This window comes from Kitasatospora purpeofusca (genome assembly GCF_000718025.1).
GTDB lineage: Bacteria > Actinomycetota > Actinomycetes > Streptomycetales > Streptomycetaceae > Kitasatospora > Kitasatospora purpeofusca.
The window spans coordinates 212,147-226,750 of the sequence record NZ_JODS01000031.1 but is presented as its reverse complement, the minus strand read 5'-3'; the positions used below and the strand labels follow the sequence as shown (position 1 = coordinate 226,750).

Below are 14,604 nucleotides of genomic sequence, written 5' to 3'. Positions count from 1 at the left end.
TCAGCGGTCAGGCCCCCACCCTGCGCATACCGCATACCACCGGCATACCGCAGGGATCACTACCTGTCACCACCGACAACAGAACGAAAACCTCAGTAACCGCTGGAGCCGCACTGAAACCGCCGCAGGTGAGACCGCCCGGGGACGTCGGCAGCATCGCCTCGGACGCCGCTGCCCCAGCAGGGTCATCCGTCGGCCTCCTCAGCGGCGACCTGCCCGAGCGTCCGTCCGCTGCGTGCCGAGCGGGCCCGTCGGGGATCGGGGGCGCCACGTCCCGCGCGGTGACCGCGCCTGACCAGCAGCCACGACTCCCGCTCCCCGTCGCCCTCCAGGAACCGGGTCAGTGCCCAGTCACCGTGCAGTTTGCGGCCGTCCAGCCTGAACGAGGCGTGGCCGTGGGCGAGCGCCTCGGCGAACGGAATCTCGCGTCCCCACCTGTCGGTGCTGCGGTTCACATAGCTGCCCTCGTCCCAGATGATCACCGTTCCGGCGCCGTACTCGCCCTTGGCGATGGTCCCCTCGAAGTCGCGATACTCCAGAGGGTGGTCCTCGGTCGGCATGGCCAGGCGCTTGTCGTGCGGATCACCGGACGGCCCCTTGGGAACCGCCCAGGACTTGAGAACACCGTCGACCTCCAGACGGAAGTCGAAGTGCATGGTGCTGGCGTCATGGATCTGCACCACGAAACCGAGCTCGGGGCCGACGGCGGCGCCATCGTCGCCGCTCGGCTCGCGGGACTTGTGGAAGTCCCGTTTCCGGCGGTACTCCGCCAATATGTCCGCTCCGGGCATCGCTCGTCCTCCTCCCGCCCCCGATCGAGCGCCTGCCCCGCCGAGGTCGCCCGACACGTTCGGCGTGAGGGCGAGGATTCGGGGAAGTCGCAGCACCGCGGGGGTTGCGGAAGGCGAGGTGTCAGGGCGATGACAGTCGACACGATCACCTCCAGGCTGCTGTCCGAACACGGCCGGACGTACGCCGAGGAGGGCGGCATCACGTTGCGGGACAAGCCCGCGCCGCTGTACCAGCTGCTGGTACTCACGGTGCTGTGCTCGATCCGCATCAAGGCCGGCACGGCCACCGCCGCCGCACGGGAGCTGTTCCGGGCCGGCCTGCGAACCCCCCGGGCGATGGCCCGCTCCGACTGGCAGGACCGCGTGGACGCGCTCGGCCGCGCCCACTACGTGCGGTACGACGAGAGCACCGCCACCGCCCTCGGCGACGGGGCACAACTCGTCCTCGACCGCTGGCACGGCGACCTCCGCCGGATGTGGGAGGCGGCCGACGGCCGCGCGGACGCGCTGCACGACCTGCTGCAGGAGGTCCCGCGGATCGGCCCGGTCGGCGCGGACATCTTCTGCCGGGAGGCCCAGGCGGTCTGGCCGCAGCTGCGCCCGTTCTTCGACGAGCGGGCCTGCGCGACGGCGGAGGATCTCGGTCTGCCGCACACGCCCCACGACCTCGGCGGCCTTGTCCCGCCGGACGACCACGCGAAGCTCGCCGCCGCCCTGGTGCGGGTCGGCCTCTCGAAGAGCGCGGCGAAGGAACTCCAGGCCGCCTGACGACATCGCACCGGAGGAGAGCCCCCCGCCGGGGTGCCGCTCGGCGGGGACGCCGGTCGGGTCGGACGACGTCAGCCACCTCTCCTGACCGACCACAGGTGCTCCCCGGCCCCGGAGACGTCCGGGGCCGGGGAGCACGGCTCTCAACGGCGCGCCACGTAGTAGACGTTCAGGATGTCGCCCTCCACCCGCCGCGTGTCGACCCGGCCGAACCCGGCCTCGGCGAGCATCCGCCGAGCGGTCTCCTCCCCCCAGACCGTCCCCAGGCCCTCGCCGCCCTCGCCGAGCGAGACGCTCATGCAGTAGAACGTCGAGAAGGTGTAGAGCGCCGGCCCCAGCGGGTGGTCGATGTTCTCCTCCAGCCGGCTGGAGGCGGCGATGTCGCCCATCAGGAACACCCCGTCGTCCGTCAGCGCGCCGGCCACCGCGGCGAGCGTCCGCGTCGGCCGGGCCAGGTCGTGGACGACGTCGAAGGCCGTGATCAGGTCTTAGGAACCGGTCAGCTCGGCGCAGTCGCCGTTGCTGAACTCAGCGTTGGACAGTCCCAGTTCGGCGGCCTCGGCGCGTGCGGCAGCGATGCCCTCCTCGGACATGTCCAGCCTACGACTCCCGGGCCCCGCCGGACCGCTCGTCGGCCGTCCGGCGGGGACCCCGTGGCCGGATCTGCGACGATCTCGTCATTGCGGCCACCGCGGGCCGGGCACCATGATCGGGGCATGCCCCAGTCACTCCACCGAGTCGTCGTCGCCGCCTTCCCCGGCGTCGAGCTGCTGGACGTCACGGGACCGGCCGAGGTGTTCGCCGTCGCCACCCGGGTCGCCGGTCCTGGCCGGCCCGGCTACGTCGTACAGATCGCGACCGCCGACGGCGAACCGGTCACGACCTCCAGCGGCGTGCGCCTGATGGCCGACCTCAACCTCGACGCGGTGCACGGCCGGGTGGACACCCTGCTCGTGGCGGGCGCGATCGACCTGGTCGGCGACACGGTGGAGCCGGTGATCGACCGGACGGTCACCGACTGGCTCCGCACGGCGGCGCCCGGGGCCGGCCGGGTCGGGTCGATCTGCGCGGGTGCGCACCTGCTGGCCGCGGCGGGGCTGCTCGACGGCCGGTCCGCCACCACCCACTGGCTCACCGCGGCCCGCCTGGCGGCCGAGCATCCGGAGGTCGCGGTCGACCCCGATCCGATCTTCGTCCGCTCCGGCAGCGTGTGGACCTGCGCCGGTGTCACCTCGGGGATGGACATGGCGCTCGCGATGGTCGCCGAGGACCGCGGCCAGGCGCTGGCCCTGGCCACCGCCCGGGCGATGGTCATGTACGTCAAACGCTCCGGCGGGCAGAGCCAGTTCAGCGTGCCGCTCTCCGTCCAGAGCGACAGCGGCGACCGGATCGACGACCTGCGGGTGTGGATCGCCGAGCACCTGACCGAGGACCTCTCGGCCGAAGCCCTCGCCGCACGACTGCACCTGAGCGTCCGCCACTTCTCCCGCCTGTTCCGACAACGCACCTCCACCACGTTGGCCGCCTACGTCGAGTCCGCACGACTGGAGGCCGCCCGCCGGCTGCTGGAAGAGAGCCACCTCAGCCTCCCGGAGATCGCCGCTTCCAGCGGCCTCGGCTCCGTGGACACACTGCACCGCTCCTTCCGACGACGCCTGGGCACCACCCCGGCCGAGTACCGCCGCCGCTTCTGACCACCCGCGCCCGCCGGACGCCGCAACCCCCGCCCACCCACCGCCGCGCCCGGCGGACCCCCACCATGCCCGAAACCAGCAGCCCGGAGCCCACCATGTCCCGCACGAAGGTCGTCCCGATCCCGGTCCTCGGCCGGCACGCCGTCAACGCCTACCTGCTGCTCGGCCGACGGCCCGTCATCGTCGACGCCGGGACGCCCGGCAGCGGCCGGAAGATCTACGACCGGATCACCGCGCACGGCGTCGACCCCACCGACGTCTCACTGATCGTCCTCACCCACGGCCACATCGACCACTTCGGCTCCGCCGCCGAACTGCACCGCCTCACCGGCGCGCCCGTCGCCGGCCACGTCGCCGACCTGGGACCGTACCGCACCGGCCGGGTCCGCGAACCGTACCTGCCCACCGGCCCGATGGGACGCCTGATGGACCGCAACAAGAACCTGCACGTCCGGGCCGAGCCCGTGGAGCCCGGCGTACTGGTCAGCGGCAGGACGAGCCTGGAGGACTTCGGGATCGCCGGCCGCATCATGCCCACCCCCGGGCACACCGCCGGATCGGTGTCCGTCCTCACGGACGACGGCGACCTCGTCGCCGGCGACCTGATCGCCAACTCCTTCATGGGCCTGATCCCCCGCAGGCCGGCGAACCCGCCCTTCCACGACGACCCCCGGCAGAACCTCGCCAGCCTCCGCGCGATGCTCGCCCTCGGCCCCGGCGCACTCCACGTCGGCCACGGCACCGCGCTGGACCCCGACCGGGTACGACGCTGGGCGGAACGCGAACACGACCGCCTGTCCCGGCTGGACTCCGCGGGCCGCCTCTCCCGCCGCACGCCGGACACGGGCAGGGGGTCGCACCGGTGAGGGCGCGCGGCGCGCAGGAACTGGCGCCTGTGGTGATCCGTTCCAGCTTGCCGTCGCCGAGAACCATCGTCCGGTCCTGACCGGTCAGCAGCTGGGCCAGCTGAGCTTCGTCCCCGGCCACCAGCCGGTGGAGGTCACCGGGAGTGCGCAGGCCCGCGCGCAGCCCTGGGAGAAGGACGGCCATCATGGCGTAGAGGCCGAGGTCCCCCGTGTGCGCAGTCAGTTGGAGGACCAGGAGCAACCCGGCGCCCCCCAGCCGACCAGGGCGGCCATCAGGGGGCGGCTCCGCCGCCAGAGCAGGGCGGGCATCAGCGCCAGGGCGAGCACCGTCACCAGGGGTCGCCAGGCCAGATCCGGCCGGACGGCGCCCTCGACCAGGGCGGCGGCCGTGAAGACGCCCACCAGCAGCCAGTCGGGACGACCGAGGGGTGGAGCGCCGACAGGCCGCGGCTCGTGCCAGAGGGAGCTCCGGAAAGTGACCACGGCTCCAACCCAGGGATCTTCGCGGATCGGCGTATCGGCCGAAGGAACGAAAGGGAGACCGTGTCATCGGCCAGGCGAGTTCCGGTCCGCGGGCCGAGGCGCCCGCCGCCGGGCTCGGCGATCGTGGACCTACCGATCCCCGCCACGACAACGGAGCCCATGCAGATACCTTCGACGACCGGCCGAAGGCGGACTCCTCCTACGCGTCCCGGATCGACGTCTGGTCCGACACCGACGGCATCCGCGGCGTCCAGGTGGTCTTCCCGAGCCACACCTTCGGCTGCGGCGGCATCGGCGGCTCCGGCGCGCAGCAGGCGTCCTACACCTTCGGCGGCGCCGACAAGCTGCTCTCCTTCGAAGCCTGGTCCGGCAAGGCAGCCCGCGGCAGCCTCGCCGGGCTGCGCCTGAAGATGACCTCGGGCGTGGCGAACTTCGGTGTCGCCGCGACCACCACCGTCACGCCCGACCTGTCCGAGGACGCCGGCGGCGCCTCGACCATCTGCGGGCTGTTCGGCTCGACGGTGAAGTCCGGCAGCCGCACCTACGTCGCGTCGCCCGGCTTCCACGTGCGGGGCGGGAACGTGCCCCAGGCGGTCCTGGACCACCTGAACGACAACAGCCGGCACTACAGCCAGGCCGTGTGGGCCAACGCCGACGAGCTGACGCTCAGCCGCATCCTCGCCAACTACTCCTACAGCCCGGCGGGTTCGACCGCCGCTCCGGTCCCGCTCGGTACCCTGCTGGACCCGAAGCCGATCGCCGCCACCGGCAACTACCTCGGCTTCCGCTGGAACTTCGCCAGCGAGGAGGAACGACAGGAGTGGACCGACTCCCGCAAGGCGGGCGACAACACGTTCGGGGCACCGGCGACCAACACCATCGCCATCGCCACCAACGGCGTCTCCGCCGAGGCCGTCCTCGGCCGGTCCAACTCGGCCGAGAAGATCGACCTCACCCGCTTCTGGAACTGGAAGGACTCGCCCATCCAGATCACACCGGCCGACATCGCCCCGGTGTCCACCGCCTCACGCGCGCAGAACCTCGACACCACGGCGGCCGGCATGGGCACCTCCCAGGCGAAGTTCGCGCCGACGGTGGTGCTGCCCGACCCGGTCGGCCTCCACACGGCGCAGGCCATCGCCACCACGAACCTGTTCCGCGACATGAGCGGCCTCAACACCATGAGCCAGGTGCTCAGCAAGGGCATCGAATCCGCGGCCACCAACGACAAGGAAGCCGGCATACGCGCCCAGGAAGCCCTGAAGACCGCCACCGAACACCTCCAGAAGATGGCGCAGATCGCGGTCGACGCGGCCGGAAAGGCGGCACCGGCCCTGACCGGCGGAGGCGGCAACCTCAGCACCCTCGGCGGGATGCTCAACCAGGGCGGCAAGACCGACACGTCCAAGCCCACCGCCCCCGCGTCCGGTGGGGATTCCGGCACGAAGGCCTGACCACCGCGCCGTGCGGGTCCGGGCCGCACGGCGGAGGCCGCCGCCGGTTGTTCCCGGTGGCGGCCCTCCGTGGTCGCGGGGGCCCGGCAGCCGATGCGGACGGGGCCGGCGGTGGCGGTGGCGGCGCTGTGAGCCAGTGCCGCGTCAGAGGATCCTTGCCCTGTCCGGTCGTCAGGCGGGGCAAGCTCCAGGGCACGGCGGCGCGGCGGGAAGAGGTTTCCTGACGCGACGCTACTGTTACGAGGGTGGCGGGAAGCAATGCCGACCGACGGTGGTCCGAGTCCATGCCGGCGGCCTATGAGCAGTACCTCGTGCCGGTGGTCTTCCAGCCTTTCGCCGGGGACCTGGCTGCCAGGGCGGCGGCACTCCGCCCTCGGCGGATCCTCGAACTGGCCGCAGGGACTGGAGTCTTGACGTCTGCCCTGCTGGCGGCGGCGCCGTCCGCCGAGGTGACGGCCACCGACCTCAACGAGGCCATGGTCGCTCTCGGGTCCGCTCGATCCCCGGGCGCAGTATGGCGGCAGGCCGACGCGCAGCGGCTGCCGTTCCCGGACGGGGGCTTCGACCTGGTGGCCTGCCAGTTCGGTGTGATGTTCTTTCCTGACCGCATCGGGGCCTTCACCGAGGTCCGCCGAGTCCTCGCTCCGAGCGGCCGGTTCCTGTTCAACACCTGGGGCCCGCTCGGGGCGCACGCCTTCGAAGTCGCGCTGCAGGCCGGGCTGGAGCGGGCCTTTCCGGTCGATCCGCCGCAGTTCTTCCGGACGGTTCCGCACGGCTACGCCGACCCCGCTGTCGTGGCCGCTGATCTGGCCGCCGCCGGGTTCGCCGTCGAGGAAGAGCAGGAACTGACACTTCAGGGCCGGGCCGCGTCAACCGCCGACCTCGCCGCCGGATACCTCACCGGAACACCGGTGCGCGCGGCCGTCGAGGAACGCGGCGACGGACCGACCGTCCGCGCCACCGTCATCGAGGAGATGACGGCCCGGCTGGGCCCGGGGCCGGTCTCCGCCCCGATGACGGCGTTCGTCTTCCGCGCCGTGGCCTGAACCGCGGCCCTGCCCGGTGCCGGCCTGCAACCGGCCCACCAGGACACCGTCGAGGAGGCAACGGTCGACGGCCGCGTCCATGCACGAGTCGCGGGGGGGTGCCTCTATGTGTTTGGTCAAGGGGTCGGTGACTGCGGGGAGGGTGATCTGACACCCTGGTGTGCATGGGAGACGAGCGGACTGTTCTGGTGCCTGCGGATGAGGGCCTGCGGCCTTGTGACTTCTGCGGTCATCTGGTCGCGGTGGACTCCGCCGACGAGTACGACTGTCCGGTTTGTGGAGATCCGGAGTCTCGGTGATTCAGGCCGATCCGGCTGGCCGGGATTGGTAGAGGGTGCCGTCGCGGAGCATGGCGAACAGGACGTCGACCCGGCGTCTGGCCAGGCAGAGGAGGGCCTGGGTGTGCCGCTTGCCCTGGTTGATCTTCTTGTCGTAGTAGGCGCGTGAGGCCGGGTCGCTGAGTGAGGCGAACGCGGCCAGGAAGAACGCTCGTTTCAGCTGCTTGTTGCCGCGGCGGGAGGGTTGCTCGCCGCGTATGGAGGACCCGGAGCTGCGAGTGGCGGGGGCGAGACCGGCGTAGGAGGCGAGGTGGGCGGCGGTCGGGAACGCGCTCGCGTCGCCGACGTCGATCAGGACGCGGGCGCCGGTCCGGGTGCCGACGCCGGGCATGGAGGTGAGGATCTCCGAGAGCGGGTGTTCGTCGAGCAGTTCCTGGATCCGCTTCTCCAGGATCTTGCGCTGGTCGAGGACGGCCCGCAGTGAGCCGGCCAGGCTCGGCACGATCAGTGCGGCCGCCTCGGTGCCCGGGACGATCACGGTCTGCTCGTCGAGTGCGGTGAGGATGTCCTCGACGACACGCTCGAACATGCGCGGGGCCAACGGCCGGGCGACGCTCTGCAGGCGGCGGCGTCCGGCCTTGCGTAGGGCGGCCGGTGAGCCGAACCGCTCCAGCAGGGCCAGGACGGCCGGGTGGTCGATCCGCGGTCCCAGCACGCGTTCCAGGTGCGGGTGGATCTGGGTGAGCAGTCCGCGCAGGCGGTTGGCGACGCGGGTGGCCTCGCCGGCCAGGTCGTCGTCGAAGCCGACGATCATCTCCAGCTCGGCGATGGTCTCGTCGGTGAGCTCGATGCCGCGCAGGGTGTGTGGCATGGTGCGGGCGGCGTCCGCGATGACGAAGGCGTCGCGGGCGTCGGTCTTGGCCTCGCCGGGGTAGAGGTCGGCGATGCGGCGCATCGTCAGGCCGGGCAGGTAGGCGACGCGGCAGCCGGCGTCCCGGGCCACCGCCAGTGGCAGAGCGCCGATGGAGGCGGGCTGGTCGACGACGACCAGGACGGTGCCGTGCTTGGCGGTGAGCTTGTCGAGCACGGCCCGCATCTTGGGCTCGCTGTTCGGCAGCCGCTTGTCGAAGACCCGCTTGCCCGACCGGGTCACCGCGGTGCCGTGGTGCTCGCCCTTGCCGACGTCCAGGCCGAGGAAGACATCCACATCGCCGGTGTCGATCACGCTGATCCCTTACGAGGTCGTGCTGTCCCGGCCTCGTTGGCGTGGCACCAGTCGCCGGCATCCACGTTACGAAGAGCCTCCCAGCACGCTGGTGGTCCTGCCTCTATCAGCGGTCTACCGATGCCTCCGGCCCGGTGACACCACCCCCCGGATCATGCGAACTACAGGGGGGAACAGTCATGCCGGACCGGAGGCCGGGAGCCCCGTTGCGGGGCCACGAAGAAGGTAACGGGGGAGAGAACGGGCCCGCGTGGACGGCCCGGACTCGGACTCGCCGACCTCCGCACCGCCCTGGCGCGGCGGTCAGCGAGTCCGGTGAGCTGGACAGGAGTGCACGGATCAGCCGCCGTGAGCTGTCGGCGACGGCCGAGGTCCTGTCGATGCGGTGGCCCGGAGCGATCCCTGAGCGGTACGACGCCACCTGCGGGGCCCCGGGCCGGGACGGTGCAGGCGTCCGCGGGCGCTCTCGTGCACGTGGCACGGTTCGGAGCCGAGGCGCTCCACGTGGAGGGACGTGCGGACCTCGCATGCCGACGCCCCGGACAACGACCGGACGGTGTGCGACACCTGCCCGGCTCCGGGTCCGGCGGCGGGTGGTCGATCGCACACCCGACCTGCGCGGAAGGGCGGTGAGGGCTACCGGTAGCCTTCCCTCGCCGAGGGTCGGCCCGCGACGGGCGGAGCGTCCCTCGTCTGCCCGTCTCCCGAGAGGATGCCGATGTTCAAGGTCAACGAGTACTTCGACGGCGCGGTCAAGTCGATCGCCTTCACGGCGGAGGAAGGTCCGGCGACCGTCGGCGTCATGGCGCCCGGTGACTACGAGTTCGGCACCGCGAAGCGGGAGACCATGCACGTGGTCAGCGGTGCACTGACCGTCAGGCTGCCCGGCTCCGAGCAGTGGGAGACCTTCACGGCCGGCGACCGGTTCGACGTCCCGGCCGACAGCAGGTTCCAGGTCACGAGTGCGGTCGAGACCGCCTACCTCTGCGAGTACCGCGACTGACGTCGCGGAGCGCCCCGGCCTCCGGATCGGGAGGGAGGTGCCCCGGGAGAGGACGTTCGGCAGACCGGGCGCAGGGCGCCTCAGGTGTCGTCTTCCAGGCACGCCCGCAGGCGCAGCAGTGCGTCGCGCACCCGGGACTTGGCGGTGCAAGGAATCCGGTGGTCCAGCAAGGCGGCGCGTTGGTCCCGGTCCGCGGCGGCGCGCACGGTCCGCACGCGGTCGACGGCACGGCGGTGGGCCATGGTCGCGATCCAGGCCATCGCCCTCCCGCGGTCCGGCCGGAACTGGTGGGCCTTGGCCCAGATCTCCAGGAGCACCTCCTGGACGACGTCCTGGGTGTGACCGCGGTCGCGAACGACGCGCAGCACGATCAGGACGAGTGCGGCGCCCACGGCGTCGTGCAGGAGGGTGAAGGCGTGCGTGTCACCGGCGGCGACACGCACGACCAGATCCTCGATCGCGTCAGGCGCGGGATCCGGCGATGTCGGGGAGGTCACTGGGTACTCACGGGTTCGGTGGTGTCGGCCCGCCGGCGTGGCTCCCGCTCACCGAAGGCCTGGTGAGCCCGAGCGGTACCCGGGCGCCGGAGGGTGGGCGGCGGGGCTTCGGCCTGAGTTCCGAAGCCCCGCCCGACGACGCCGTGCCGGTGGGGAGTCGGACCGGTTGGGCGCGCACCCGGACTTCGGGGTCGCGCGCCCGCCGGATTGCCGCGGTGGGCGGCTTCCACCCGGACGGGGCAAACCAGGACCGTGCCCGGGTCGTGGGCGTGCCGGCCCGGCCGTCGCGAGGCAGGCGGTTGCCGTGGCGGGGGCCCAGACGTTCCCGGTGAACGCTCAGCCCTGCCCCTTCGGCGGCCGGCCGCCGGGGTGCGTGGCGGGTGTCCGGGCGAGGACCGCGCCGACGTGATCGGCCACCAGCTCGTGCCAGCGGCGGGCACCGCGGAGCATCGCGTGCCCGCCGGACGGCATCGGGACGCACTGGACGTCGGCTCCGGCCGCGGCTGCCCGGTACGCGAAGTCCCAGGTCTGTGCGGCCGAGGTGACGCGGTCGGCCTCGTCGTGCAGGAAGACGGCGGCCCTGCCGCGCAGGTGGGCCACCGGTTCGCCGGGCGGGCACCACGGTGCCAGGGCGACCACCCCGCGAACCGTCCCGGTGACGGCGACGGCCAGTGCCGCCCGGGCGCCCATCGAGTGCCCGACCAGAACCACGGGCACGCCCGGGGCCAGTGCCGACAGGTCGCCAAGGGCCTGAAGCGCGTCCTGGGCGGGATGGGCGTGGGGGCCGTTCCAGCCCCGGTGGCGGTACCGAACCGATGCGACCAGTGTCTGTCGGCCCCACGGCCGTCGGGCGATCCGCCAGGCGAACGGGTGCATGCGGAGCCTGGCCAGGGCGAGGCGGGGCACCGGTTGCAGACTGTGGGCCCGGCCGCCGTGCAGCAGGAGCACGGCGGCCGAGGGACGCTCGGGTGTGTGGTGCAAACGCAGCCGGCTCCCGGGCCGTGGGACTTCCCCGGACCCGAGGTCGGCACGACCTGGAGGGGCGGGTGGCACCGTGCCGGTCACGGGGCGCCCCGTGACCGGCGGGGCGGCCGGGGCAGGAAGCTGCTGGTGCGCGCGACGTAGGCCTCCCAGCCCGGCTTCGTGGAGCCGAGCTGACGCTCCAGCAGGGGCTTGCCGCTGCCGAAGGCGAGCAGGTAGGTCATCAGGACCGGGCTGAGGACGAACGCCCAGCCGACCGGCTCTGACGCCGCGAGCAGGAACAGGCCCCACCAGACGCAGGCGTCGCCGAAGTAGTTGGGGTGGCGGGTCCAGGCCCACAGTCCGCGGTCCATGACCTTGCCGCGGTTGGCCGCATCGGCCTTGAACCGGGCCAACTGCCAGTCGCCCACGGTCTCGAAGAACATCCCGACCGCCCACAGGACCACCGCGGCGAAGGTGAAGGGGCCGAGCCCGGCGGTCAGGTACTGGGCGGCCTGGACCGGAAGCGAGACGAACCAGACGATCGCGGCCTGCAGCAGGTAGACCATCCGCAGTGCGTAGAGGTTGCGGCGCCCGCCCGCGGCCTTGGCGAGCATCCGGTCGTACCGGGGGTCCTCGCCGTGGCCGCGCGAGCGCGACCAGATGTGGGCCGACAGCCGCAGCCCCCACACCGTGACCAGGACCGTGACGAGCAGGCGTCGTGCCGGGTCGCCGTGGCCGGCGGACAGCACATAGCCGGTCCAGGCCACGGCGGTGAAGGCCAGGCCCCAGGCGACGTCGACGCCGCGGTGGCGGCCGGTGCGCACGCCCACCGCGAACGCGGCCAGCAGCACGGCCGGCGCCGCCGCGGCCGTGGCGGCGAGACCGACGGCGAACGCTGTGGTGTTCACGGCTGCCCCTGGTACCAGTCGGCCGGCGTGGCGGGGACCCCGCTCGTCCCGTCCTGGCCGGGCCGCACGGCGAGGATCTGGTCCACGCCCATCCGCCGCTCGGCGAACGCGAGCGAGCTGCCGGCCATGTACAGCTCCCACAGACGCACCGTCGCCTCGCCGACCAGCGCCGTGAACTCGCCGCGGCGTTCGCGCAGGTTGTCGTGCCAGGCGTCGATGGTACGGGCGTAGTGCTCGCGCAGCGCCTCGACGTTGCGCACCTCCAGGCCCGCTTCCTCCAGCAGTGCGACGGTCCGGCCGACCGGGCGCATCGACATGTCGGGGGTGATGTAGTTCTCGATGAACGCTCCGCCGCCCGGCGCGACCGCACCACGCGACATCTGCTGCACCAACAGCCGTCCGTGCGGGTGCAGCAGGTCCCGCAGGCGGCGGGCGAAGGCGGGGTAGAGCCGGTCGCCGACGTGCTCGCCCATCTCGACGCAGCTGATCGCGTCGAACCGGCCGTCAGCAATCTCCCGGTAGTCGCACAGCTTCACACTCACCCGCTCGCCCAGGCCCGCAGCTTCGACGGCAGCGGTCGCGAAAGCGTGCTGCTCCGCGGAGAGGGTGACGGCGGTGACCTGGGCGCCGAAGGCGCGGGCGGCGTGCACGGCCAGTGCCCCCCAGCCACAGCCGACATCGAGCAGGCGGCTGCCGGGACGCAGGTCGAGCTTGCGGCAGATCAGGTCGAACTTCGCTTCCTGCGCGCTCTGCAGGGTGTCGCTCCCGGACGTCCAGTAACCGCAGGAGTAGGCCATCGCCGGGCCGAGCAGCAGGGCGTAGAACTCGTTCGACAGGTCGTAGTGGTGGCTGATCACCGCACGGTCGCGGGCCCGGCTGTGCAGCGTCCCCCGCACCCGGGCACGGCCGCCGGGCGACACGGGTCGCGGACCGAGGACACCCAGGCGCGCGGCGCCGGCGATCAGCTTCGGCCAGTCCCGCACGCCGGGGCGCACCGGGGCGCCTCCGGCCAGCGCGGCCCGCACCCGCGACAGCGCGGGCCCCAGTTCGCCTTCGACGTCGAGGTCGCCGCTGATGAAGGCGTCGGCCAGGCCGAGTTCGCCGGGCTGCCAGAGCAGACGGCGCAGAGCGCGCCGCCTGCGCAGCACTACTGTCGGCGCCCCGGTGGGGCCGGCGGTCGAGCCGTCCCACGCCTTCAGCCGGAACGGCAGCGGACGGCCGAGCAGGTCGGTGAGCAGGTCGGCGAGGCGGGCGGCCGGGGTCATCGGGTCGGCTCCGGACGGGTGAGGAGGATCTGGTGGACGTCCAGGTAGCCGGCGGCGAACCCGGCCTCGGAGTAGGCCAGGTACAGCTCCCACATGCGCTGGAACACCTGGTCGAAGCCGAGCGCGCCCACCTCGTCGGCCCGTTCGGTGAAGCGCTCGCACCACAGCCGGAGGGTCTGGGCGTAGTGCGGGCCGAAGGAGTCGCAGGCGGCGACGCGCAGGCTGGTGTGTCGCGCGGTGGCCTGGCGGATGGCCTCCGTGGAGGGGATCTGGCCCCCGGGGAAGATGTACTTGAGGATCCAGGTGTAGGTGCCGCTGCTGGCCAGCATCCGCTCGTGCGGCATGGTGATGGCCTGCAGTGCCGCCCGGCCGCCGGGGGCCAGGACACGGTCGATGGTGGCGAAGTAGGCGGGCCAGAACGGCCGGCCGACCGCCTCGATCATCTCCACACTCACCACCGCGTCGAACTCGCCCTCGGCGGCGCGGTAGTCGCACAGCCGCACCTCGGCCCGATCCGCGAGACCGGCCTCGGCGATCCGGCGCCGGGCCAGCGCCAGCTGCTCCTCGGAGAGGGTCAGGCTGACCACCCGCGCGCCGCGCGCGGCCGCGCGGATCGCCAGCTCGCCCCACCCGGTGCCGATCTCCAGCACCCGGCTGCCCACGCCGACCCGGGCCAGGTCCAGCAGCCGGTCGATCTTGCGGTGCTGGGCCTCCGCGAGGTTCGCCCAGGAGGCGACGGGTGCGCCGGCCGGGTCGGTCGGGAAGACCGCGGAGGAGTAGGACAGAGTGGGGTCGAGGAAGAGCGCGAACAGCTCGTTGGACAGGTCGTAGTGCCGGTGGATGTTCGTGCGCGCGTTGTCGGGCGTACTCAGCTCACCGGCCGGTGGCCGCTTGACGTACAGGCGGCGCAGCCACTGGGCGCCGGTGGGCACCAGCGTCTCGGGGGCGGTCGCCAGCTCGGTGAGCAGCGCCACCAGGTCCGGCGAGTCCCACTCCCCGGCCTGGTAGGACTCCCCGAAGCCGATCAGCCCGCTCGCGCCCACGCGGTGGAAGAACGCGTCGGGCCGGTGCAGGCGCAGCACCGGCGCCGCGGCCGGGGCGGGTCCGAGGAGCCGTCCGTGCGGAAGTTCGACCCGAAGGCCCCGCCTGCGGGCGACGCGTCGCAGGAGGCTTCGGGCCACCGCAGCCTTGAACGGTGCGCGGGGGACGTGGGCCACGTCGGGCCAGTGCTGCGGATCCGCCGTCGCGAATGCGCCGGGTGCGAGGGCTTCAACGTGCGTGGTCATGGCGGTAGATCCTGTTCCGGGGGTGCGGTCGGGGCGGGGGTGGACGAGCAGGGCGCGCGGCCGCAGCCGCACGGCCT

Annotated in this window: 15 protein-coding genes; 6 read left to right on the top strand and 9 right to left on the bottom strand. The window is 72.7% G+C overall.

The genetic code is table 11. The features are described 5' to 3' along the window. Nucleotides 1–185 precede the first annotated feature (185 nt). Nucleotides 186–791: a DNA polymerase ligase N-terminal domain-containing protein gene (locus tag IF01_RS0133385; protein ID WP_030397353.1), complete on the bottom strand. Its 606-nt coding sequence runs from the start codon at nucleotides 789–791 to the stop codon at nucleotides 186–188. Nucleotides 792–920: 129 nt separating this feature from the next. Between IF01_RS0133385 and IF01_RS0133380 the strand changes: the two genes are divergently transcribed. After that, entirely contained in the window at nucleotides 921–1,559 is a 639-nt protein-coding gene (locus IF01_RS0133380; RefSeq protein WP_030397352.1) for an endonuclease, read from the top strand. 143 nt (nucleotides 1,560–1,702) lie between these two features. On the opposite strand, the gene IF01_RS50450 is transcribed toward IF01_RS0133380, so the two are convergent. After that, nucleotides 1,703–1,984 (bottom strand): hypothetical protein, encoded by a 282-nt coding sequence (locus tag IF01_RS50450; RefSeq protein WP_244215707.1) that lies wholly within the window; start codon nucleotides 1,982–1,984, stop codon nucleotides 1,703–1,705. A 291-nt stretch (nucleotides 1,985–2,275) separates the two neighbouring features. Between IF01_RS50450 and IF01_RS0133370 the strand changes: the two genes are divergently transcribed. Together IF01_RS0133370 and IF01_RS0133365 are read left to right on the top strand one after the other, a co-directional pair. After that, on the top strand, nucleotides 2,276–3,253 hold the full coding sequence (locus tag IF01_RS0133370; protein ID WP_030397351.1) for a GlxA family transcriptional regulator: 978 nt from the start codon (nucleotides 2,276–2,278) through the stop codon (nucleotides 3,251–3,253). 95 nt (nucleotides 3,254–3,348) lie between these two features. Continuing rightward, on the top strand, nucleotides 3,349–4,119 hold the full coding sequence (locus tag IF01_RS0133365; RefSeq protein ID WP_030397350.1) for an MBL fold metallo-hydrolase: 771 nt from the start codon (nucleotides 3,349–3,351) through the stop codon (nucleotides 4,117–4,119). Nucleotides 4,120–4,338: 219 nt separating this feature from the next. Here the strand turns inward: IF01_RS0133365 and IF01_RS49425 are convergent, their stop codons facing one another. Beyond that, nucleotides 4,339–4,521, bottom strand: coding sequence for a hypothetical protein (locus IF01_RS49425; protein WP_030397349.1), 183 nt, complete (start codon nucleotides 4,519–4,521; stop codon nucleotides 4,339–4,341). 335 nt (nucleotides 4,522–4,856) lie between these two features. Here IF01_RS49425 and IF01_RS0133355 point away from each other — a divergent pair, with 335 nt between their 5' ends. Together IF01_RS0133355 and IF01_RS0133350 are read left to right on the top strand one after the other, a co-directional pair. Next, nucleotides 4,857–6,056: a hypothetical protein gene (locus IF01_RS0133355; RefSeq protein WP_244215706.1), complete on the top strand. Its 1,200-nt coding sequence runs from the start codon at nucleotides 4,857–4,859 to the stop codon at nucleotides 6,054–6,056. Between the two features lie 284 nt (nucleotides 6,057–6,340). Further along, on the top strand, nucleotides 6,341–7,102 hold the full coding sequence (locus IF01_RS0133350) for a class I SAM-dependent methyltransferase (protein WP_030397347.1): 762 nt from the start codon (nucleotides 6,341–6,343) through the stop codon (nucleotides 7,100–7,102). A 300-nt stretch (nucleotides 7,103–7,402) separates the two neighbouring features. Here IF01_RS0133350 and IF01_RS0133345 read toward each other — a convergent pair whose 3' ends face one another. Continuing rightward, nucleotides 7,403–8,605, bottom strand: a complete 1,203-nt coding sequence (locus IF01_RS0133345; protein WP_030397346.1) for an IS110 family RNA-guided transposase — start codon at nucleotides 8,603–8,605, stop codon at nucleotides 7,403–7,405. A gap of 718 nt (nucleotides 8,606–9,323) precedes the next feature. Here IF01_RS0133345 and ppnP point away from each other — a divergent pair. Then, nucleotides 9,324–9,608 (top strand): pyrimidine/purine nucleoside phosphorylase, encoded by a 285-nt coding sequence (ppnP, locus tag IF01_RS0133340; protein ID WP_030397345.1) that lies wholly within the window; start codon nucleotides 9,324–9,326, stop codon nucleotides 9,606–9,608. 80 nt (nucleotides 9,609–9,688) lie between these two features. On the opposite strand, the gene IF01_RS0133335 is transcribed toward ppnP, so the two are convergent. The 5 genes from IF01_RS0133335 to IF01_RS0133315 form a co-directional block, all read right to left on the bottom strand. Continuing rightward, nucleotides 9,689–10,051, bottom strand: a complete 363-nt coding sequence (locus tag IF01_RS0133335) for a sigma factor (RefSeq protein ID WP_051756700.1) — start codon at nucleotides 10,049–10,051, stop codon at nucleotides 9,689–9,691. 390 nt (nucleotides 10,052–10,441) lie between these two features. Then, complete coding sequence (locus IF01_RS0133330; RefSeq protein ID WP_051756698.1) at nucleotides 10,442–11,086, bottom strand: alpha/beta fold hydrolase; 645 nt, start codon at nucleotides 11,084–11,086, stop codon at nucleotides 10,442–10,444. Nucleotides 11,087–11,166: 80 nt separating this feature from the next. Beyond that, on the bottom strand, nucleotides 11,167–11,976 hold the full coding sequence (locus IF01_RS0133325; RefSeq protein WP_030397342.1) for a DUF1295 domain-containing protein: 810 nt from the start codon (nucleotides 11,974–11,976) through the stop codon (nucleotides 11,167–11,169). Beyond that, nucleotides 11,973–13,241 (bottom strand): class I SAM-dependent methyltransferase, encoded by a 1,269-nt coding sequence (locus IF01_RS0133320; RefSeq protein ID WP_030397341.1) that lies wholly within the window; start codon nucleotides 13,239–13,241, stop codon nucleotides 11,973–11,975. Before IF01_RS0133320 ends, IF01_RS0133325 begins: the two co-directional genes overlap by 4 nt. Continuing rightward, nucleotides 13,238–14,527 carry a class I SAM-dependent methyltransferase gene (locus tag IF01_RS0133315; protein WP_030397340.1) on the bottom strand — a complete coding sequence of 430 codons (1,290 nt, stop codon included), beginning with the start codon at nucleotides 14,525–14,527 and terminating at the stop codon, nucleotides 13,238–13,240. Before IF01_RS0133315 ends, IF01_RS0133320 begins: the two co-directional genes overlap by 4 nt. Nucleotides 14,528–14,604 lie beyond the last annotated feature (77 nt).